Source organism: Desnuesiella massiliensis (assembly GCF_001403615.1).
GTDB classification, from domain to species: domain Bacteria; phylum Bacillota; class Clostridia; order Clostridiales; family Clostridiaceae; genus Desnuesiella; species Desnuesiella massiliensis.
In genome coordinates this window covers 23,539-44,433 of sequence record NZ_LN879452.1, presented here as the reverse complement: position 1 = coordinate 44,433, position 20,895 = coordinate 23,539, and the positions used below count along the sequence as shown (strand labels likewise).

14 protein-coding genes are annotated in these 20,895 nt (G+C 31.1%); 8 read left to right on the top strand and 6 right to left on the bottom strand.

The annotated features are described in order from the left end of the window. Positions 1–166: 166 nt before the first annotated feature. Positions 167–1,438, bottom strand: a complete 1,272-nt coding sequence (locus tag BN2665_RS01845; RefSeq protein ID WP_082435763.1) for a PAS domain-containing sensor histidine kinase — start codon at positions 1,436–1,438, stop codon at positions 167–169. Between the two features lie 497 nt (positions 1,439–1,935). On the opposite strand from BN2665_RS01845, the gene BN2665_RS01840 reads away from it, so the two are divergent. The 3 genes from BN2665_RS01840 to rbr all read left to right on the top strand — a co-directional run bounded on the left by BN2665_RS01840 (position 1,936) and on the right by rbr (position 4,070). Further along, complete coding sequence (locus BN2665_RS01840; RefSeq protein ID WP_055665417.1) at positions 1,936–2,475, top strand: TDE2712 family protein; 540 nt, start codon at positions 1,936–1,938, stop codon at positions 2,473–2,475. Between the two features lie 75 nt (positions 2,476–2,550). Beyond that, positions 2,551–3,423, top strand: a complete 873-nt coding sequence (locus BN2665_RS01835; RefSeq protein ID WP_055665416.1) for a DegV family protein — start codon at positions 2,551–2,553, stop codon at positions 3,421–3,423. Between the two features lie 56 nt (positions 3,424–3,479). Further along, positions 3,480–4,070: a rubrerythrin gene (gene rbr / locus BN2665_RS01830; protein WP_055665415.1), complete on the top strand. Its 591-nt coding sequence runs from the start codon at positions 3,480–3,482 to the stop codon at positions 4,068–4,070. Positions 4,071–4,128: 58 nt separating this feature from the next. Here rbr and pepT read toward each other — a convergent pair whose 3' ends face one another. The 3 genes from pepT to BN2665_RS01815 all read right to left on the bottom strand — a co-directional run bounded on the left by pepT (position 4,129) and on the right by BN2665_RS01815 (position 7,240). Then, on the bottom strand, positions 4,129–5,352 hold the full coding sequence (pepT, locus tag BN2665_RS01825) for a peptidase T (protein ID WP_055665414.1): 1,224 nt from the start codon (positions 5,350–5,352) through the stop codon (positions 4,129–4,131). Positions 5,353–5,433: 81 nt separating this feature from the next. Then, complete coding sequence (locus tag BN2665_RS01820) at positions 5,434–6,216, bottom strand: DUF1189 domain-containing protein (protein WP_055665413.1); 783 nt, start codon at positions 6,214–6,216, stop codon at positions 5,434–5,436. Between the two features lie 64 nt (positions 6,217–6,280). After that, positions 6,281–7,240 (bottom strand): 3'-5' exoribonuclease YhaM family protein, encoded by a 960-nt coding sequence (locus BN2665_RS01815; protein WP_055665412.1) that lies wholly within the window; start codon positions 7,238–7,240, stop codon positions 6,281–6,283. Between the two features lie 179 nt (positions 7,241–7,419). On the opposite strand from BN2665_RS01815, the gene BN2665_RS01810 reads away from it, so the two are divergent. The 5 genes from BN2665_RS01810 to BN2665_RS01790 all read left to right on the top strand — a co-directional run bounded on the left by BN2665_RS01810 (position 7,420) and on the right by BN2665_RS01790 (position 13,469). Continuing rightward, on the top strand, positions 7,420–8,742 hold the full coding sequence (locus BN2665_RS01810) for a CCA tRNA nucleotidyltransferase (RefSeq protein WP_055665411.1): 1,323 nt from the start codon (positions 7,420–7,422) through the stop codon (positions 8,740–8,742). Further along, complete coding sequence (locus BN2665_RS01805) at positions 8,743–9,690, top strand: AEC family transporter (RefSeq protein ID WP_055665410.1); 948 nt, start codon at positions 8,743–8,745, stop codon at positions 9,688–9,690. Between the two features lie 101 nt (positions 9,691–9,791). Continuing rightward, positions 9,792–11,270, top strand: a complete 1,479-nt coding sequence (locus BN2665_RS01800; RefSeq protein WP_055665409.1) for a spore germination protein — start codon at positions 9,792–9,794, stop codon at positions 11,268–11,270. Beyond that, positions 11,263–12,360 carry a GerAB/ArcD/ProY family transporter gene (locus BN2665_RS01795; RefSeq protein WP_055665408.1) on the top strand — a complete coding sequence of 366 codons (1,098 nt, stop codon included), beginning with the start codon at positions 11,263–11,265 and terminating at the stop codon, positions 12,358–12,360. The genes BN2665_RS01800 and BN2665_RS01795 overlap by 8 nt, the downstream gene beginning before the upstream one ends. After that, positions 12,357–13,469 carry a Ger(x)C family spore germination protein gene (locus BN2665_RS01790; RefSeq protein ID WP_055665407.1) on the top strand — a complete coding sequence of 371 codons (1,113 nt, stop codon included), beginning with the start codon at positions 12,357–12,359 and terminating at the stop codon, positions 13,467–13,469. The genes BN2665_RS01795 and BN2665_RS01790 overlap by 4 nt, the downstream gene beginning before the upstream one ends. A gap of 87 nt (positions 13,470–13,556) precedes the next feature. Here the strand turns inward: BN2665_RS01790 and addA are convergent, their stop codons facing one another. Together addA and addB are read right to left on the bottom strand one after the other, a co-directional pair. After that, positions 13,557–17,336 carry a helicase-exonuclease AddAB subunit AddA gene (gene addA, locus BN2665_RS01785; RefSeq protein ID WP_055665406.1) on the bottom strand — a complete coding sequence of 1,260 codons (3,780 nt, stop codon included), beginning with the start codon at positions 17,334–17,336 and terminating at the stop codon, positions 13,557–13,559. Beyond that, positions 17,323–20,820, bottom strand: a complete 3,498-nt coding sequence (gene addB, locus BN2665_RS01780) for a helicase-exonuclease AddAB subunit AddB (protein ID WP_055665405.1) — start codon at positions 20,818–20,820, stop codon at positions 17,323–17,325. The genes addA and addB overlap by 14 nt, the downstream gene beginning before the upstream one ends. Positions 20,821–20,895 lie beyond the last annotated feature (75 nt).

Below are 20,895 nucleotides of genomic sequence, written 5' to 3'. Positions count from 1 at the left end.
CCCCCAATATAATAATATTATTAGTTGTACTTATAAAAAAGCCAACTCACCTATAATTATAGGTTGAATTCCATTTTATATCCAATTTATTTTTTGAATAGTCTTAATTGATAAAATATATAGACAATTTATCAAAAAAACAAAGGACTTTTTAAAATAAGTCCTTTTAGCTATATATATCTGAAAACTCAATATTTATACTTTCTATCTTTTCACTTATAAATCTAGTATCCTTATATTCATAATTTCCTTCACTATTACACTCACAAGGCAATTCTACGATGAATTCTGACCCCATACCTACTTCACTCTTAAGACTTATTGTTCCTCCATGCATTTCAATTAGAGATTTAACAAGAGATAGTCCTATACCACTTCCATGCACTGAATTATAGCAGTTAGCTCCTACCTGTATATATCTATTAAAAACATCTAAAAGCTTATCTTCTGGTATTCCTATACCGCTATCCTTAACAGATATAATTATCTTATCTCCCTTATCAAAGATATCTACATTTATGCTTCCTCCTGGCGGAGTGAATTTAATAGCATTAGATAATAAATTCATAACTATACGTTCTATTTTATCCGGGTCACAGGCTACTATCTTTTCTTCTATTTCTGTATCAAATACAATCTCGATTCCCTTACTTCTAACGTAATCTACCACAGATATGGTTATATCCTCTACTATGCTTACTATATTGCAACTCTTTTTATTTAAGCTATAGTACCCAGCATCTATTTTTGTTATATCTATTAGGTTATTAATAAGTCTAAGTAATCTATAGCAATTTTGCTTCATTATTTTTATATATTTATTTGAATTTGTTAATCCATTATCTCCAAGGGAATAATTACTTTCATGTAACTGAATAACACCTAAAATTACATTCAGAGGAGTTCTTAGTTCATGGGATATATTTGTAAAAAAATCTGTTTTTAGTTTATCATATGTAGCTAGTTCATTTAATCTATTCTCAATATTTTTTATATATTGTTCTAATTTAAAATTCTCCTCTAACATGTCATTATTTTTAATAATAAACTCAATATCATTGAAAGCTATTTGTTTTATCGTCACTGATAACTTTTTTATAGAGCCATTTTTACATAAAAACTTTAAACTGGTTTCTATAGTTGACATTCTGATATTATTCAGTAAAACATATCTTATTCTTAACCTATCTTCCTCTGCTAAAATATTAAAAATAGACATGCCAATTAGCTCTTCTTTTGAATAATCCAAAAGTTCTATGAATGCAAGATTAAAATTTTTAATTTTATAATTTTGAGACATGGAGAAGATAGCCTCTTCAATGTTTTCATAAAGATAATCAAGCCTCATCTCTAAAAGCTTTAATCGCTTTGGTAAATTATATGTACTATAACTTAATTTCCTTATATCGCCCTTCTCAATTCTATATAATACCCCCATAAATAAATCCCCTCTTCATACAAGTTCTAAAGCAAAATAATATAAATATTAACAAGGACAACTCTTTCATATTTTAATAATAACTTCAATCATAATTAAATTCTCCATTATAATCTAAATTCCTCTTAAACACATCACATATTATGGTATTTTTTTTCGACAATGGATATAATTTCATAAAACTATGAGCAATTTTAGGAAATTTAATGCTTATGTTTTGTAAAATTTAAGAAATTTTTAAGATTACTTTAAGTGTTTTTTAACGTATTACTAGTATAATAAGAACATATAGGTTCCCCCCAAGGCCTATAATACTTATTAATTAGTTTGATTCATTGTTTTATCTCCAATTATAGAACCTTAGGCTATACCTAAGGTTCTATAATTTTTTGAAGACTTTTATTTAATTTTTTTATCTTTAAAGGTTTTTTAAATTTTTTATAGAAAATATATATTAAATTTAATCAGCATAGATTAATTAAAGAGGGGGACTTTAAATGTTAAAGAGAATTAAAGTTAATTTAGATGTAATAGAAGCTATGTTGTATTTTTGGCAAGCCATAAATGATAGAGAAAACGTATCTGAAATGTTCTTTTATGATGTAGCTAATATGCCAGGTCTTACTTATGCCTATGGTGAGGAATTCAGTTCAGAGTCCGTAAGAAAGGTATTAAGTGCTATAAAAAATAGGGAGTTATTGTCTTCCGGCAGCAGAAAAGAAAAAAGATTCTGGAATAACAACATGTGGATGATGGAGGATTTAGAATATACAAATCTTATGATTAAACCCTTAAAAAAATTAAACCTAGAAAGCACCATGGATTCTTTAAATAGCAAAATTGAGAATACTAAATTCGAAGAGCTGGAGGTTATCTTCTCTCCTCTACATTTAGAAGAATATATAATTAATGAAAATAAGCTTATAATAAACTTCTTTAGAGTAAAGCCTAGCGACTTTGATGATAATACTTATATTGGTGAAAAGGAATTGGTTGATTATATAGAAGAGAAGTTATCTGAACTTTTAAATGCATAATTTTTGATATATAATTAAATAAACACAATTCCAAAACCATACATTTATATCAATAATGAATAAGGAGATTTGTTTATGAATACTGTTATAATTACTGATTCATGCTGTGATTTGCCTTTAAAATATATTGAGGAAAATAGTATTTCTGCCTTAGGGATAATTTGTAACTTCAAGGGTAAAGACTTTATTGAAGACTTTGGAAAAACTATTCCCTATGATGAATTCTATAGAGAAGTAAGAAATGGAGAAATGCCAACCACAGCTCAAATTAACTCTTATAGATTTGTAGAAGAGTTTAAGAAGCATCTGGATGCAGGTAAATCTATTATATACCTTGCCTTTTCTTCTGCCTTAAGCGGAACTTATAATAGCGCCTTAATTGCAAAAGAAGAAATATTGTCAGAAAATCCTAATGCAGACATATCTGTAATAGATACTCGTTCTGCCTCTATGGGAGAAGGACTTATAGTTTATTATGCTGTAGAAATGCTTAAAAATGGAGCCTCAAAGGGAGAAATTGTTCATTGGGTTGAGAGCAATAAATTAAAGATTAACCATTGGTTCACAGTGGATGACTTAAATCATTTAAAAAGAGGGGGTAGAGTCTCTGCTGCCAGTGCTGCTATAGGTACTATTCTAGATATTAAGCCTATATTAAATGTAAATGATGAAGGAAAGCTTATACCTATATCCAAGGTAAAAGGCAGAAAGAAAGCAATTAAAACCTTAGCAGAAAAATTTAGCAACCACGCAGTAGATCCAGAAAATCAAATGGTCTTTATAAGCCATGGGGATTGTCTACAGGAAGCATTAACCTTAAAAGAAATCATTGAAAAAGAGCATGGTGTTAAAAATTTTATGATTAACTATATAGGTCCAGTGATAGGTTCTCACTCTGGTCCTGGCACCATTGCATTATTCTTTATAGGCGAAAATAGAAACGTATAAACCCTATTTTTAAGGTAAATACTAACTAAGTAACATTCATAGAAAGGAAGATATTTATGAAAAGCTTAGTTGGTACAAAAACTGCCTTAAATTTAGCTGCTGCCTTTGCTGGAGAGTCTCAAGCAAGAAGCAGATACACCTATTATGCTCAAGTTGCTCATAAGGAAGGTCACGAGCATGTAGCTGCTATATTTGAAGAAACTGCGGAAAACGAGGTATCCCACGCAAAAGTGTTCTATGACTTTTTAATTCAGGGCTTAGGAAAAGTACATATAAAGGTAGATGGCGACTATCCTATAGGTATTGGTAACACTGAAGAAAATCTTCTTTATGCCGCTGAAGGGGAAAAAGAAGAGTGGGGAACAGCTTATCCTCAGTTTGCTGATATAGCAAAGGAAGAAGGCTTCCCTGAAATAGAATTTGCTTTAAGAAAAATTATAGAGATTGAAAAAAGCCATGAACAAAGATATTTAGACCTTCATAATAGAATGAAAGAAGACAATTTATATAAGTCTGATTCTCTTCAATTCTGGAAATGTAGAAACTGTGGCTTTATTTTTGAAGCAAATGAAGCTCCAAAGGTTTGCCCAGCCTGTAAATATCCTCAAGGATATTTTGAGATTATGTACGATACTCCCGCTAAATAAGCAAATTAAAAGAAAAGCTTACGCTAAACCTTTTAGCCGTGAGCTTTTCTTTTAAATATTATCTTGTATAAATCTCTACTATTTTTAATATAACCTCTACAGCCTTCTCCATGGAATGAGTTGGTATATATTCAAATTTACCGTGGAAGTTTTCCCCTCCAGCGAATATATTAGGTGTTAGCAATCCCATAAAGGAAAGTCTAGCTCCATCTGTTCCTCCTCTTATAGGTCTTACTATAGGTTTAACACCTACCTCCTCCATAGCCTTTAGTGCATTATCCACTATATATTTAACAGGCTCTACTTTTTCTCTCATATTATAATATTGATCTTTTAATTCTACCTTTACTAACTCCATTCCATACTTTTCATTTAACTTCTTGGCTATAGTAAACATATTTTCTTTTCTTGCTTCAAAGGAATCCTTATGAAAATCTCTTATTATAAATTGAATAGTTGAGCTCTCAACCTCTCCCTTATATCCAACTAAATGATAAAATCCTTCATAGTTTTCTGTTTTTTCTGGTACTTCATTTTGTGGCAGCATAGCTATAAATTCATTAGCTATAAGCATTGAATTTATCATTTTATTCTTAGCATAGCCTGGATGAACATTTCTTCCCTGTATAAAAACCTTTGCCCCTGCAGCATTAAAGTTTTCATATTCTAATTCTCCTATTTTACCACCATCCATAGTATATGCTAGATCTGCATTAAATTTTTCTACATCAAAATGGTTAGCTCCTTCTCCTATTTCCTCATCAGGAGTAAAAGCTATTTTTATAGTACCATGCTTAATTTTAGGATTTTGAATTAAGTACTCTATTGCAGCCATTATTTCAGCTACCCCTGCCTTGTCGTCAGCTCCTAAAAGAGTAGTTCCATCTGTAGTTATCAGTGTTTTTCCAATATACTCTTTAAGCTCTGGAAAATCCTTTGGAGATAGAATTATATTATTTTCTTTATTTAGCACTATATCTCCACCATCATAGTTTTCTACAAATTGAGGATTTACGTCCTTACCACTCATATCAGGAGAAGTATCCATATGTGCAATAAATCCTATAGTTGGAACCTTTTTATCTATATTTGAAGGTAACGTAGCCATTACATAACCATTTTCATCTACAGATACATCCGCCATCCCCATTTCTTCTAATTCTTTTCCTAGCTCCTTAGCTAATATCATCTGCCCTGGAGTGCTTGGTGTAGTCCCTGTATTTTCGTCGGATTTTGTATCAATTTTTACGTATTTTAAAAATTTCTCTATTACTTTTGACATGCTAACTCTCCTTTGTGTTATTATTTTAAATATTTTAAATTTTTCATTATATATTATCTTAACTTAAAAATAAAATATTCTCTACTGTATCTCTAATTCTGCCTTTTCCTCTTTTATAGCATCTATAGCAAACCATAGATAGATCATGCCTAATAAACAGTATAATTTATAGGAATGAGGCACGGCTACCTTTACGCTGGTAAGTATCAACTGTACTATAGCGGGCAAAGTTAAAGCATAAATACTTAATTTATAAAGAGTTCCATAGCTCTCTTCTGTTTTCTTTATAGAACATATTATCATACCAAACAAGGCTACTATTAAAGCGGTAACCATATTCTTTATAAAAAACCATATAGGCATAAAAATTATCATAAAAACAGTTAAAACCTTTAAAGCTGGAATTATTTCTTTGACATCTTCCTTTGTAAAACTTAAATTAAACTGGTCAAATCTGAATTCTTCAATCTGCATACTACTCCTTTTGTTATACCATCCATCTTGTAGCACTAAAATTCCTCTATCATACTTATCCAAAACGCTTTTATCATATTTTCCTTTAGTATCTATTATTATTACTCCATCCTTTTCATTTTCAATAATTATAGGCTCATCCGACTTAACATCTAACTTGCCATTTTGGAAAGTAAAATCATTTACACTAGTTTCAAAACCAGTTACTAAATTATTGATAACCTTGTTATACTCATATACCGGTCTTATAACACTGAGCAATCCTACAGTTAGTGTTAATAAAAATAGATATAAAAAGGCTTTTCCTGTACTCTCTTTTTTAAAATAAATGTAGGCTTTAAAATCAGAGATACTTTTATAAATCTTCTCGAAAAAATTCATTTTTTTCATCATAATCCCTCCAAAATTCAACTATATAAATTATACCATTTTATGTAATGCAATTGAACATATTTTATTGATGTAACATTGGTTTATAAATTCTTCTATTATCTAAGGACCATAACCTTTCTGAAAAATCTCCCGCTTTAGTGTCTCTAGTAACCTTTTTAATATCATACATTCTTGCATCTATTATGTCTAAATAGTGAAGCATTTCAGCTTCTGCTATCATAGGCTTTACAGGACTTCCATATTCAGGCTCATAATGATGAGATAATACCATGTGCTGTAAAAGCATAGTGACCTCCTTATCAGCGCCTATAGACTCTGCTACTAATTCTATATTCTTAATGCCTTGAGTTATATGACCTAGAAGTTGGCCTTCTATAGTATATTCGTTAACTATACCTAGATCATTAGCTTCCATTTCATATAGCTTTGCCATATCATGAAGAATCACTCCAGCAAAAAGTAAATCCTTATTTAAGAAATCATATACTTCACAAAGCTTATCTCCAGCCTTAAGCATGGTCATAATGTGATATAACAATCCTGATCTTATGGCATGATGATTTTTCTTTGCAGCAGGATAATAGTTTAATTTATCTTTATTTTGTTCAAATATTATACCTACAATATTTTTTATATCTTCATTTATCATATTATCTATGTAATTCTTAATCCTTTGAAACATTTCCTCAGGTTGAAAAGGAGCAGTAGGAACAAACTCTTCTACTCTAACATCGTCACTAGCTTCTGCATTCCTCAATTTTTCTATTTTTAACTGAAGATTATTTTGCCAGGACAATATAGATCCTCTAACCTTTATTATGGTATTGCTTTTATATTGTTCTTCTTCACCCTCTGATAATTCCCAAAGCTTTGCGCTTATTTCTCCTGTTTTATCGCATAATACAAAGTCTAAATACTTTTTATTATTAGAATTAGTGATTTTACAATCTACTGTTTTTATCATAAAAAAGCCTTCAACTCTAATACCAGCCTCAAATTCATTTATTTTTCTAGCTTCCATTATTAAATCATTCCTTTTTATTTTTATTGATGAAATAATTATATCATAAATATATATAATTACTTTATATATTCATTATGCAAATAATCTTTTAATATGATATATACAATAAAATTTTAAATAATTGTATACTATAATTATAGATAGTATACAAAATATTATATTTATAGGAGTAAACTATGATTATTATTCCAGAAAAGGTTAATTATATAATAAACAAATTAGAAAATAGCGGTTTTGAAGCCTTTGCTGTAGGTGGGTGCATAAGAGACTCTCTTTTATTCAAAACCCCTCAGGATTGGGATATAACCACTAAGGCTAAACCCAAAGAAGTAATGAATATATTTCATAAAACAGTACCTACAGGGCTTCAACATGGCACTATTACAGTGGTATTAGAGGAAGAATCCTTTGAAGTTACCACCTATAGGACTGAAGGGGATTATATAGATAATAGACATCCTTCTGAGGTAAATTTTGTTTCATCACTAGAGGAAGACTTATCTAGAAGAGATTTTACTATAAACGCCATGGCTTATAGTGAAAATAGAGGCCTAAAAGATCCTTTCAAAGGATTAGAAGACTTAAAAAATCATACCATTAGGTGCGTAGGAGAACCTAATAAACGCTTCCAGGAAGATGCCTTAAGAATGCTTAGAGCCATAAGATTTAAATGTCAGTTAAACTTTGAAATAGAGCAAGGAACCTTAGTGAGTATAAAGCTAAATCATAGATTAATTAAAAATATAAGCTTTGAACGTATTCGGGATGAATTATGCAAAATACTTCTTAGCGAAACTCCCTCTCAAGGTTTTATATTGCTTAAAGATACAAATATATTAGAAATAGTACTTCCGGAGCTAAAGCGATGCCTAGGCTTTAACCAGTACAATCCTCACCATGATAAAGATGTTTTCCATCATATATTAGAGGTAGTGGATTATTGCCCTAAGGACTTAATATTAAGATTATCAGCTTTGCTTCATGACATATCAAAGCCTCAATGCTTTTCTTTAGATGAAAAAGGTATTGGTCATTTTTATGGTCATAATGTAGGTTCTGCTGAAAAAGCTGAGGAAATCTTAAAAAGATTAAAATTTGATAATAACACTATAGATAGGGTAAAGATATTGGTCAAAGAACATTCTATGGAACTAAATGAGGCTAAGACCTCTACTATAAAAAAATTTATATCAAGAGTAGGTATGGAAAATATAGATAGGTGGCTAGAGCTTAAAAAGGCTGATTTAAAAGCTCATAGCCATACTATGGATTATACAGGCCTTTTGAATGTAGAAGAGAGGATAAAGAATATAATCGGTTCTAAGGAGCCTCTATCTATAAAAGACTTAAATATAAGTGGAAAGGATATTATAAGTTTAGGTGTTAACCCTGGCAAAGAGATAGGAATAATACTAAATAAACTATTAGAGCTAGTATTAGAAAATCCGGATTTAAATTCAAAGGACAAATTAATTGATTATGCTGAAAGGATGTTATAAATGGTTATATTAGACTCGCTTCAAAGTGTACTCACTATATTTATTATGATAGGGCTAGGTTTTTATCTTACTAAAAAGGGTTGGTTTACAGAGGAAACTTCAAGACTTTTCTCTAACATGGTTACTAAGGTTTCTTTACCTGCCTTTATGGTTTCAAATTTATTATCTAACTTTACAAAGGAAAATTTAAGTGAATCCTTAGTGGGACTTATGGTTCCATTAGCTTCTATGATAATTATGTACATGCTTAGCTTTATTATTGTAAAGCTGTTTAAGATAAATAAAAATGAGGTAGGAACCTTTACTACCATGTTCTCCTTATCCAATACCATTTTTATTGGACTACCCATATGCATATCTCTTTTTGGAGAAATATCTGTACCCTATGTTTTACTATATTACATAGTAAATACCTTGGTTTTTTGGACAATTGGAATATATGGCATAAAGAAGGATGGAGGTTTAATAAAGCATTCGTTATTTTCCTTAGAGTCCCTAAAAAATTTATCCTCCCCGCCATTAATAGCTTTTATAATTTCAGTAATATTAATTGTTTTAAATGTAAAGCTTCCAAAATCTATAATGGATAGCTGCAAATATATAGGTAATCTTACCACTCCCCTGTCCACTTTATTCATAGGTATGACGCTAAGCTCTTTTAAATTAGAGGATATAAAGATGGATATATCTTCTATACTGATAATTCTAGGGAGGTTTGTTGTTTCACCCTTGGTTATAATGTCCTTAGCAGCTTTTGCACCTATACCAGTTTTAATGAAGAAAGTATTCATAATAGAAGCTTCTTTACCTGTAATGACTCAAGTTGCTATAGTCACAAAGGCTTATAACGGCAACTATAAATATGCTACCTTAATGTCCACTTTATCAACAGCTATAAGTTTAGTCTTTATCCCTATTTACATGATAATATTTACTTATATATATTAAAACTTATTTTAAAATTTGTAGCTCCTGCTTAGCAGGGGCTCATTTTATTATAAAATGTATATTATTTATTTTATCCATAAATACTATATCTAGGTGATACTATGAATTCTATATCAAAAAAATTTAATTTAATAGTTGCAGAACTTGGAATAAAAAATGATGTAATCTGTAAGAGGTTTGTTATTGGTACTAATAAAATTAGTGCAATGCTTGTATATATAAATGGATTATCAGATAAGACAATAATAGATAGAGATGTGTTAACGCCTTTAATGACAGGAACAAAAGAAGAAATTCCCATAAGTCCTGATATGTTAAAATACATCACTGAAAATTTTATTCCTATGTCTAATACAGAAGTGACAAAAGATATTAATAAAGTCATAGAGAGTTTAAAACTTGGTAAATCAATTATATTTGTAGACTATTATGATGATTATATAATTTTAGATACCATAGGAGGTGTCCACAGATCTATAACAGACCCTCCAAATGAATCCTCCATACGGGGTTCAAGAGAAGGCTTTATAGAAAATTTAGAGGTCAATTTGAGCATCCTAAAAAGACTTTTAAAAGATAAAAATCTAAAAGCTGAAACTTTAAAAATAGGTAAAAGATCTCAAACAGAAATATACATAGTGTATGTAGATGATATAGTGGATAAAAATGTTTTATCTAGATTAAAATCTAGGCTTGAAAAGATAGATGTAGACTTTATTAGCGATACAGGAATGATAGAACAATATATAGAAGATAGTCCATTTTCCCCTTTTCCCCAATTCTATTCTACAGAAAGACCTGACGTAATTCAGTCAAATTTATTACAAGGGAGAATTGCAGTATTAATGAATGGTACCCCCAGCGTACTTACGGCTCCAGCTTTATTTTTTGAATTTTTTCAAGGTATAGAGGATTATAATGAAAGAATTACTATTTCCAATTTACCAAGAGTACTGAGGTTATTAGCAGTATTTATAGTAATAACCTTATCTCCCTTATATTTGACTCTTATAAGTTATAATGTAGAACTGATTCCAATAAAGTTTATAATACCAATAGTGCAATCTAGAACAGGTATAGCTTTAAGTCCTTTTCTAGAAATTTTATTAATGGAATTAATAGTTGAATTTTTAAGAGAAGGTGGGTTGCGCCTTCCAACTAAAATAGCTCAAACCTTAAGTATAGTTGGAGGTATCATTATAGGTAATACAGCTGTAGAATCTAAAGTAGTAAGTCCTACTACCCTACTTGTAATAGGAACCTCCGTGGTAGCAACCTTTTTAATACCAAATTATCAAATGTCTCTAAGTATACGATTTTTAAGATTTCCTATGTTAGTCTTAGCAAATGCTATGGGGTTTCTTGGTGTTTCCACAGGTTGGTTCATTATTGTGGTGCATCTTTGTTCTTTAAAATCTTTAGGTATTCCTTATTTTTCTATAAGGAAAAATGATTTAAAAGATATATTTATTCGAGCTCCTTTATGGCAAATGAATAAAAGGCCTGAAGCAATTCCTATAAATGATACCGCTAGACAAAATAATTTTAGAAAATACTTTAGGAGGAATAAAAATGAATAATACATCTACAATACCTCCTCACCACTTGTTTTTCATATTAGTAGGAACTTTAATTGGTCCTGGTTTTTTTAGATTACCAAGTGCTCTTATAAAAATAGCAAAACAAGATGCATGGATATCAGCTATACTTGGCCTTATATATCCCTTTACTATTACTCTGCTTTGCGTATATATAATAAATAATGCTGAAACAAAAGGCATAGCTTCCATATCTAAAATGTACTTAGGCAATCTTATAGGCTCTATAACCTGTTTTTTCTTTATTATTCAATACATATTTTTCTTTATATCTATGATGGGAGATTTTATAATAATGTTCTCTACCTATGTAGTAGGGTTTTTAACACCTGTAAAAATCTTAATTGTTGCCTTTATTGTATCTATATATACTATAAGTAAAGACATAGAAACCTTAGCCAAAGTAAATGAAATTTCCGTTTATCTTTTAGCATTTTTAATTGCACTATCACTTTTTTCTTTTAAATATTTAGATATATTAAATATACAGCCTATATTAGGATCTGGACTAAAAAATATAATAAAAGCCTCTAAACAAACCTTTTATTTTTATTTAGGTCCGGAGATACTTTTATATTTTTATCCTTTTGTATCGCCTTCAAAGGGCATAAAAAAATGGTCATTATTAGCTGTATCATTCAGTAGTGTAGTGTGGATACTATGTTGCTTAATAACTGTACTTTATCTAGGTGTAGAGGTAAGCCAAAAATCTAACTGGCCTTTTATATATGTATATGAAAGCGTAAATATAAAGGTAATAAATAACTTTATGTATATCTTGATTTTTGTATGGGCTTTTGTAGTTTACAAATCTTTATCGAATAATTTATTTGCTTCTATTAACGTATTATCTAATATAACTAAAGTTAATAAAAAAATCATACTAATAATTTTAATACCATTTTCTTTTGCATTCTCACTAGTGCTATCTAAAAATAAGTTTAGAACCCTTACCTTGGGGACAGTTTCAAATATATTTATAATATTTAATATATTATACGTATTAATATTAGTTTTTCTTATATATCTAAACAAAAAAAATAAATATATTTACAAGAAGGCTAAATCATGAGTTTCAGAAAATTAATTTCAATAATCTTAATTTCTATATCACTATATATCTTCTTTATAGTAGGAAATACTTTTGTACCTATAGAAGCATTAGGAATCCCAGCTATAATTGGTGCTGACATAGAAATGATTACAAAAGACACCGTAAAGTATAAATTCCAGTCCTCTGTATATAATTACTCCAATAACAAACTAAATAAAAATTTTGTCCTAGAAGGAGAAGGAACTACTATTGGAAAAACTAGAGAAGATAGACAACTTCAAGAGTCCTCAAGATTTTTACCAGGATTAGAAAAAGTTATGGTAATAGGGGAAGCTATGGCTAATTATGGTATAACAAATCTTATAGATATACTGTTTGCCACAGAAACTGTTACAGATAATACTCTGTGCGTCGTTTGTAAAGGAGAATCTAAGGATACAGTAAATTTCCCCGTAGAAGGCTATTCAAACTCAGGAGACTATATTGAGGGAATGGTTAGAGGCCTTTCTACTTATAATTTCTTTTCTAATAATTATAAACTTATGGATATATATGTGAGATTAGATAGTGAAGGTAGAAATGTAGTCCTGCCTTTTATAGAAATTAAAGATAATAAATTGAAAATAAATGGTATGGCTGTTTTCAAGAAGGATAAGTTGGTTACAGTACTAGACATTTACAATACAAAATTAATGAACATACTAAGAGAAAAAAATGTCATGGGAATTCTTAGCATACAAAAAAGCTCGAAAGAATATATAGATTTCTATGCCAAATCTAAACGAAAAGTAAGTTGTGTTAAGAAAGAGGATGAATATATATTTAATATAGACATAAAGCTTTCTGGTGATGTTATAAGCAATAACATCTATTATGATCTTTCAAATTCACCAGATAAAATAGAAGCTTTTGAGAAAGAAATGAGCGATAAAATCGAAAAAATGTGTAAAGAGTTCATTAGTAAAATGCAAAATCAATATAAAACAGATATGCTAGAGCTAGGTAGAGTAGCGGCTGCAAAATATGGACGTAGCTCAGGGGTAGATTGGAATGAAATAGTATCTAAATCAAAAATTAATGTTTCAGTAAGTACAAAAGTAAAAAAATTTGGCAGGGGAGATTATTAAATCCTCTTCTTTCATATGTTCTTTAAACAATAAAGCATCGTCTCATTGTAATAGTTACTGAGACAATGCTTTATTATCTAACTTTAATTACATAGCTAATACTTTTTCATTATAGAATAAGTATAAGTATTTTTCTTTAACATTTTTGCCTGTGAGTTTTCTTAAAGCCTCTTCATAATATTGTATTTGTACTGCATATCTTTTTCTTATTTCCTCTTCTTTTCCTTCTTCTACAAAGTCTGTTTTGTAATCTAGGAGCACAATACCATCCTCCTCCTCAAAGAAGCAGTCTATAACCCCTTGAAGTCTTACCATTTCCTTTTCATACTCTTCTGGAAGGGAGCTATCTAATATCCTGCTAGATATTTCAGTAAAGAAAGGTATTTCTCTATAAACAGCACCTATGGTTTTAAAGCAGTTTAATACTCTTTTACCTAAATCACTATTAAAAAAGTTAAGTATCTTTCTAGCATTTACAGCCTTCTTTTCCTCTTCTGTTATGAGTTCCTTATCAATCATTTTCTTTAATTGTTCCTCAATTTGATCTATAGTGTAGACTAAATTTAAATCTAAGTACTGCATAACAAAATGTACAATAGTTCCACGTTCTGCTGGCGAGAGTCCTTTCTTTTCTTGAAGAAATTGTGGTTTCTTCATTATTGGTTCTTTAATCATATTTACCATAGTGCCATTATACTCTTCTTCTAATTTTGCCCTCTTTAAATCTGATACAGATATATTGGCAGGTATGCTGGCAGAATGTATTAAAGGATATTGCCAATTTAGCCTATTTGAAATAATATGAGCGTACTTCTTCTCTAAATTATCCCCTAAGTCTTCTTCTGAATCTATAAATTCATCCACAGTTTCAAAAGTTTTATCCACAATTATTTGATTTTTTCTCCATAATTGCACTTTCCATGTGGATAATTCATCATAAATTGTTATTCCTATATTAGCATTAGCCTCTTTTCTTATAGCCCCTCCATCTTTGTGCTTAGCTAGGGCCATGGCTATCCAATCCAAATAGCTATTCCCCTTAGCTACTTCTGAAGAAGGCACCTTTTCCATATCCTCCGAAGCACTGCTGCACCATCTTCCTGATGCCTTTTCAAGGTTATCCACAGATCCTGTTATAATGAGCTTTTCCTTAGCTCTGGTAAAGGCTACATAAAGCACCCTCATCTCTTCTGACAAGGTTTCTAACTTAAATTTTCTTTTAATAGCTTGCTTTAATAAAGTTCCATAGCTAAGTCTCTTTTCTATATCTACATAATCTGCACCGATACCTAAGTCTTCATGTAATAATATGCTGTTATTTAAATCCTGCATATTAAATCTTTTTCCGCAACCTGAAAGTATAACTACTGGAAACTCTAAGCCTTTGCTTTTATGTATACTCATTATTCTTATTACGTCTTCGTTTTCACCTAGTATTTTAGCACTTCCCATATCTCCGCTATTTTTTCTCAGCCTTTGAATAAAGTTTATAAAATTAAATAGCCCACTAAAACTAGTTTCATTATATTGCTTTGCCCTTTGAAATAATATTCTTAAGTTAGCTTGGCGTTGAGCTCCATTTGGCATAGCTCCTACATACCCATAATAAGCAGTGTCCATATATAAATACCATATAAATTCATCAATAGGCATATATAATGACTTCTCTCTCCATTTTTTAATACATGCTATTACGAAACTGCATTTATCTAATAGAGCTTCGTTATAAATTTCTTTATGCTCCTCCCTTTTCTCACCTAGGTCCTTTATGGTTTCATAAAAATACTTTTCCCTGTCTATAATTCTTAAATCTGCTAATTCCTCTGGAGTAAAAGAGAAAATTGGTGATCTTAACAGTGATACCATAGGTATATCTTGAAGAGGATTATCGATGATTTGAAGTAGAGCCATCACAGTTCTGATCTCAATGGTATCGAAATAACCTACAGAAGAGTCTGCATATACGGGTATATTTTCAATACCTAGTTCCTCAGTAAAAACCTGCGCCCAATTAGCGGTAGCCCTAAGCAGTATTACAATATCCCTATATCTTACTGGTCTATAATCTCCTAATTCCTTATCATAAACCATAAACTCTTTTCCCTCTGATGGGTTAATAAGCTCTTTTATCCTTCTTGCCACCATTCTGGCCTCTAACTGCATGGAATCTAATTCTTCTTCTGTTACGGAGTCACTTCGTGCTTCTAATTCCTCAGTTTCCACGTCTTCCTCTGCAGCTTCTTCATTATCTTCATTATTTCCACTTCTATCTAATATGTGAAGCTCCAGCTCTCCTCCAACTGTAGCCTCTTCCTCTTCAAACTCCTTAAAACTAGCACCTAGATTTAAAGCCTCTTTTTCATCATAATCTAATTCTCCTATCCTAGAGGACATAAGCTGTTTAAATATATAATTTACCCCTCTTATCACTTCATCTCTGCTTCTAAAGTTCTTATATAGCAGAATTTTTCTATCTTTACTATTTTCTTCTGAGTAGCTTTTATATTTTTCTATAAAAAGTTCCGGCTTTGCTTGCCTAAATCTATAGATACTTTGTTTTACATCTCCTACCATAAATACATTAGGTGTGCTTTCAAACTTTCTTGACACCATGTTTATGATGGTTTCTTGCACATTGTTACTATCTTGATACTCGTCTACCAGCACTTCTTCAAACTTTTCTCTTAAATTTAAAGCTATAGAAGATGGATATATCTTATCGTCTTCAGCTTCTGAGGTTAAAATCTGAAGGCAGTAATGCTCCATATCATTGTAGTCAATTATGCCTCTTTCCTTTTTCTTTTGAGTGTACCTGTGGCTAAAATCTATTACTAACTCACAAAGACATTTTATTAAAGGATACATGAATTTAAAATCCTCTTTTACCTGTGCTTCAGGCATTATAAACACTTTTTCTTTTAAATCCTTGATTCTATCCTTTACCTCATCTCTTATTTTCTTAACCTTTTCTTGTACCTCTTCATCTGAAATCTTATCCTTTTTAACAGTCTTTATTTTACTAAAGGAACTTTCACGAAGGTTATAGTAAAAGTCATCATATCCTTTTTCTAAAACCTCCATTAATGCCTCTACCAAGTTTAAGTCTTCGTTAAAAGTCTCCACATAGGGTTCTAGTCCAGCAGTGTCCTTACATAAATCTATAGCTTTTAGTATATGCTTTTTACACTGTAAAAGCTCTAATGCACTAGCCTCTCTAAGAACTTTGCCCCAAGAACTGTTAAGTATATCAAAATCTTCTGGTAAATTAAAATCCTCTGCTTTCTCATTTAGCCACTTTTTAGGCCAAGGCCCACTCATGGTAAAGCTGTATAGAGAATTCACTATCTCTTGAAGCTTCTTATCATCCTTTCCTCCACCATAGGCTTCAACTAACTGTAAGAAACAAGAATCCTTTTTCTCATAATTATCCTCAAACATTTCTTGAAGCACTTCTTGCTTTAAAAGTATGCCCTCAGTTTCATCTGCAATTCTAAAATTAGGGTCTAAATCAATATGATGAAAATTATTTTTTATCACATCTAAGCAGAAGGAGTGCATTGTGGTTATATTAGAACGATTTAATAGTGTAAGCTGTCTTTGAAGCAATTTTGAGCTAGGGTCTTTATCTAATTCCTTAGAGATAGCCTCCCCTATTCTCTCCCTCATTTCTGAAGCTGCAGCGCTGGTAAAGGTCACTACTAGCAGCCTATCTATATCAACAGGATTATTTTTGTCTGTTATCATGTTTATGATCCTTTGAACTAGTACTGCGGTTTTTCCCGATCCTGCCGCTGCTGCTACTAAGAGATTACAACCTCTAGTTTCTATGGCCATCTGTTGTTCCTTAGTCCATTTAGTTTCCCCCATGCTGCTTTCCTCCTTCCACTACGGCTTTTATTTTATCCTTCATTAAATTCCAAACATCCTCATCTTTTTTCTTGTTTACATACCTATAGCTATTATCCTTTATACTAGGATCAAATTGGCATATGGCGGCATAGGAACAATAATCACAAGCAGAATATTTCTTATTCTTAGAAGGTTTTATTTTTATATCGCCTTTAAGCATTTCATCACATAAGCTCACAAGACTTTCTCTCACATATTCTCTTAATATATCAAATTGTTCTCTAGTGATTAAAGAATTGCTTTTACCTAGGCTATCACCTTTATTCAATCTAGCAGGAATTATTAAAGAATATCCGCTTATGGTCTTATCCATTTCTTTTACTACCTTTACATCATTTAATAATAGCCCCTTTAATTTTAGCTTTTTCAATATGCTCTCCTTTATCTCTTCTTCCTGCATATGAGAATCTCCGCTGATTATAGGGTCATCTATCTTAAAATAAAAGATGGCGCCTGGTATGGCCTGCTTATGAATAAAAGCTTCAGAGTTTTGCAGTATAGCTTCAAGATATATCAAAAGTTGAATTTGTAATCCATAATAAACCTCTGATAAATCTAATTGCTTGCTTCCTGATTTATAATCAATAATTCTTATATAGGTTTCACCTTCTATATCTAGAGCATCTACTCTATCTATTCTTCCTCTAAGCTGCATCTCTTCTCCTGAGGGTAAAGTTAAAGTAAGAGGAGGGAGGTCTTCTCCTTTTCCAAAAACCAATTCATGCGCTAGTGTCTTAAAATTACTTCTTTTCATTTGCTCTGAAACAATGGATACAGATTTAGTTAAAATTCTTTTTAACCTTCCAGCTATGTATTTGTATTTTGCAGAGCTATTTAAAATAGAAGACTTGTTTTGATCTAACTTTTCGTCCACCATCTTAGATATTATATCTCTGCAATATTCAAGGGATAGTTCTTCCCAAGGTATTTTTTTATCATCCACATACTTTGAAAAATTATCTATAACCTCATGCATAAAGCTTCCTAAGTCAGGAGCTGTAAGCTCATAAACCTTTCTATCTTTCGCTTTTAAACCATACTGCACAAAGTAAGCAAAAGGACACTCTGCATACTTTTCTAATCTAGAAACACTAAAGTAAGGTCTTCCATATAGATTTCTGGCTTTTTCACTATTTATACTTTCTACCTGATTATTGTAATCTAACCCCTTAAAAACTCTCTCAGCTTTTTCTCTCCAGTCTTTCTTATCTTCATACCAATGATATACCTCTTGCCAAAACTCATCCATCTCTTCTCCTTCATGTTTTCTTCTTAGAGCTGAGATTAATTTGTTAAAGGTAGGCTGAGGTGCCGCTACTTCATCTATGCTTACAATACTTTTATTTTGTTTAACTATTTCACTTTCTTCCTTAATTTTTGGAATAATCTTCTTTAATCTTGATACTACCACTGAAGGCCTTAAAGCCTTTCCTTCAAAGTCTGCTAGAGGATAGCTGAGCATCATATAATCATTAGCTAAGGTTAGAGCTGTATATACCAAAAACTGCTCCTCAAAGGCCTTAGTTTTAGTATCTGCTGCTAACTCTATACCTTTTTCTTTTAAGGTAATTCTGTCAATATCTGATAAAATCCCCTCATCCTTAGAAGCCCTAGGGAATATGCCATCATTTACCCCTACTATATATACTGCCTTCACTCCTTGAGTTTTTATTCTTGCAATATCTCCAATAGTAACTTGGTCAAGGGCTACAGGTATGAGTCCCATTTCACATTTTAAGAATCCCACATTAAGAATTTTTATGAACTCCTTAATATCAAGCTTCTCTTCTCCCATGACTTCTACCATCTGATCCAATAATCCTATGACTAAATCCACTATCTGCTCATATTCATCTACTTTCTCCTGCATACCTTCACTGCTAAAATGATCGCACCACTGCTCTATCCTGCTTAGTACCTCTAGCTCTACTAAGAAGTCATAGATTGCAGTACAATATCCTCTAACACTATTATCCTTCTTTATACTCTTCTGCAGCCTAAGTAATGGCGCTACTACTTCGTCCTTAGTTTCATTAACTATATTTATAGTATTAGTATCAGCATTGATTTCTTCAGAACTAGCATCTAAGCTATAATTTATATTATCCTTCCAAAACTCTTCTTCAGTCCAACGTTTTCCCTTTATGCCATTAGCCAGTACATAATTTTCAAGAATATCAATAGAGTCCATAGATATACCTGTTAACCCACTTTTTAAGTATCTAAATATACTATCATAGGACCAGTTTTTTATGAATATATCGAATACTGAGGTTATGAGTACCACTAGAGCGTTATTCATAACATCTCTTTTCTTATCCATAAAATAAGGTATACCGAATTCTCTAAATACTACGGATATAATCTTCTCATAATTATCTATATCCCTGCATACCACGGCTATATCTCTGAATCTATAGTCCTGCCACTCTTTATCCTTTCCTTCTCTTACTAATCTCAATATATCCTTAGCTACATTCTCTATTTCTTCATAATTATTCAAAGCTTTATATAGTCTTATATTATTTGTTTCCTTCTTATAAGAGTTATAAGGATAACTAAAAAAGTGTCTTTCTATTTGACTAAGTTCTTCCCTATTATGATATCTCTTAGAATACTCTTCATTTAAATCTAAAGGCTTTAAATATCCTAAATTATGAGTTTCAGCTAGAGCTAAAAGTCTTTTTTCTGTATTCTTTATTCCATCAAATATATCTGTATTTTCTTCTATATCCGTTAGCTTATTACTATCCATGCAAAGGGCTATATTTATATTACTAGCACATACCATAAGCCTCTCAATAACTCCATATTGCTGAGGGGTAAAAGTAGTAAATTCATCAAACCAAAACTCTGCTTCATGATACATATTACAACCTTCAAGTTTTTGTGATAATAAGGTAAGCTCATCTTCTGGGTCTATATAGTTTTTATGAATGGTATTCTGAAAAACATTATATATATTGCTTAAATCCTTTATTTTATCCTTTAATAAGTCACTTTCTAAGCCTTCACTAACATTAATTAATATTTCCGGGGTAATATTATATTTTTTAAATTCCGTTATAGCCTCAGCTACAATATCCGTGAACCCTTGCTGTTTAGCAGCATTTTTAAAAGCTGTCATATCCTCTTTTAAATCCTCTATAATAGAGTATAAGAGCATGCTTTTACCTGCATCATTCATTCTTTTATGCTTAACTCCCCCTAGCTCATTAAAAACTCTATGAGCCATTCTCTTAAAGCTTAACACCTCAGCCTTTAATAAATTTTCCTCTCCTATGGTTCTTAGTAGATTTCTTTCAGCTTGGAAGGAAAATTGCTCTGGTACCATCAGTATTAACTTTTTATCTGTGCCCTCTTCTATTCTCTTTTTTATTTCTTGAAGGCACCTGGTGCTTTTACCACTTCCTGCCCTGCCATATATAAATCGTATGCTCATTAAATTAATTCACCTACCTAAATTAACCTTATTAAATTATAGAGGAGGCAAAAATCCTCCTCTATATAAAGTATA

Excerpts from the sequence above, each read along its gene's own strand:
- rbr (WP_055665415.1), top strand. The coding sequence starts at position 3,480 with ATGAAAAGCTTAGTTGGTACAAAAACTGCCTTAAATTTAGCTGCTGCC.
- BN2665_RS01815 (WP_055665412.1), bottom strand. The coding sequence starts at position 7,240 with ATGGAAGCTAGAAAAATAAATGAATTTGAGGCTGGTATTAGAGTTGAA.
- BN2665_RS01805 (WP_055665410.1), top strand. The coding sequence starts at position 8,743 with ATGGTTATATTAGACTCGCTTCAAAGTGTACTCACTATATTTATTATG.
- pepT (WP_055665414.1), bottom strand. The coding sequence starts at position 5,352 with ATGTCAAAAGTAATAGAGAAATTTTTAAAATACGTAAAAATTGATACA.
- BN2665_RS01845 (WP_082435763.1), bottom strand. The coding sequence starts at position 1,438 with ATGGGGGTATTATATAGAATTGAGAAGGGCGATATAAGGAAATTAAGT.
- BN2665_RS01835 (WP_055665416.1), top strand. The coding sequence starts at position 2,551 with ATGAATACTGTTATAATTACTGATTCATGCTGTGATTTGCCTTTAAAA.
- BN2665_RS01800 (WP_055665409.1), top strand. The coding sequence starts at position 9,792 with ATGAATTCTATATCAAAAAAATTTAATTTAATAGTTGCAGAACTTGGA.
- BN2665_RS01790 (WP_055665407.1), top strand. The coding sequence starts at position 12,357 with ATGAGTTTCAGAAAATTAATTTCAATAATCTTAATTTCTATATCACTA.
- BN2665_RS01840 (WP_055665417.1), top strand. The coding sequence starts at position 1,936 with ATGTTAAAGAGAATTAAAGTTAATTTAGATGTAATAGAAGCTATGTTG.
- BN2665_RS01810 (WP_055665411.1), top strand. The coding sequence starts at position 7,420 with ATGATTATTATTCCAGAAAAGGTTAATTATATAATAAACAAATTAGAA.
- addA (WP_055665406.1), bottom strand. The coding sequence starts at position 17,336 with ATGGGGGAAACTAAATGGACTAAGGAACAACAGATGGCCATAGAAACT.
- BN2665_RS01795 (WP_055665408.1), top strand. The coding sequence starts at position 11,263 with ATGAATAATACATCTACAATACCTCCTCACCACTTGTTTTTCATATTA.
- addB (WP_055665405.1), bottom strand. The coding sequence starts at position 20,820 with ATGAGCATACGATTTATATATGGCAGGGCAGGAAGTGGTAAAAGCACC.
- BN2665_RS01820 (WP_055665413.1), bottom strand. The coding sequence starts at position 6,216 with ATGAAAAAAATGAATTTTTTCGAGAAGATTTATAAAAGTATCTCTGAT.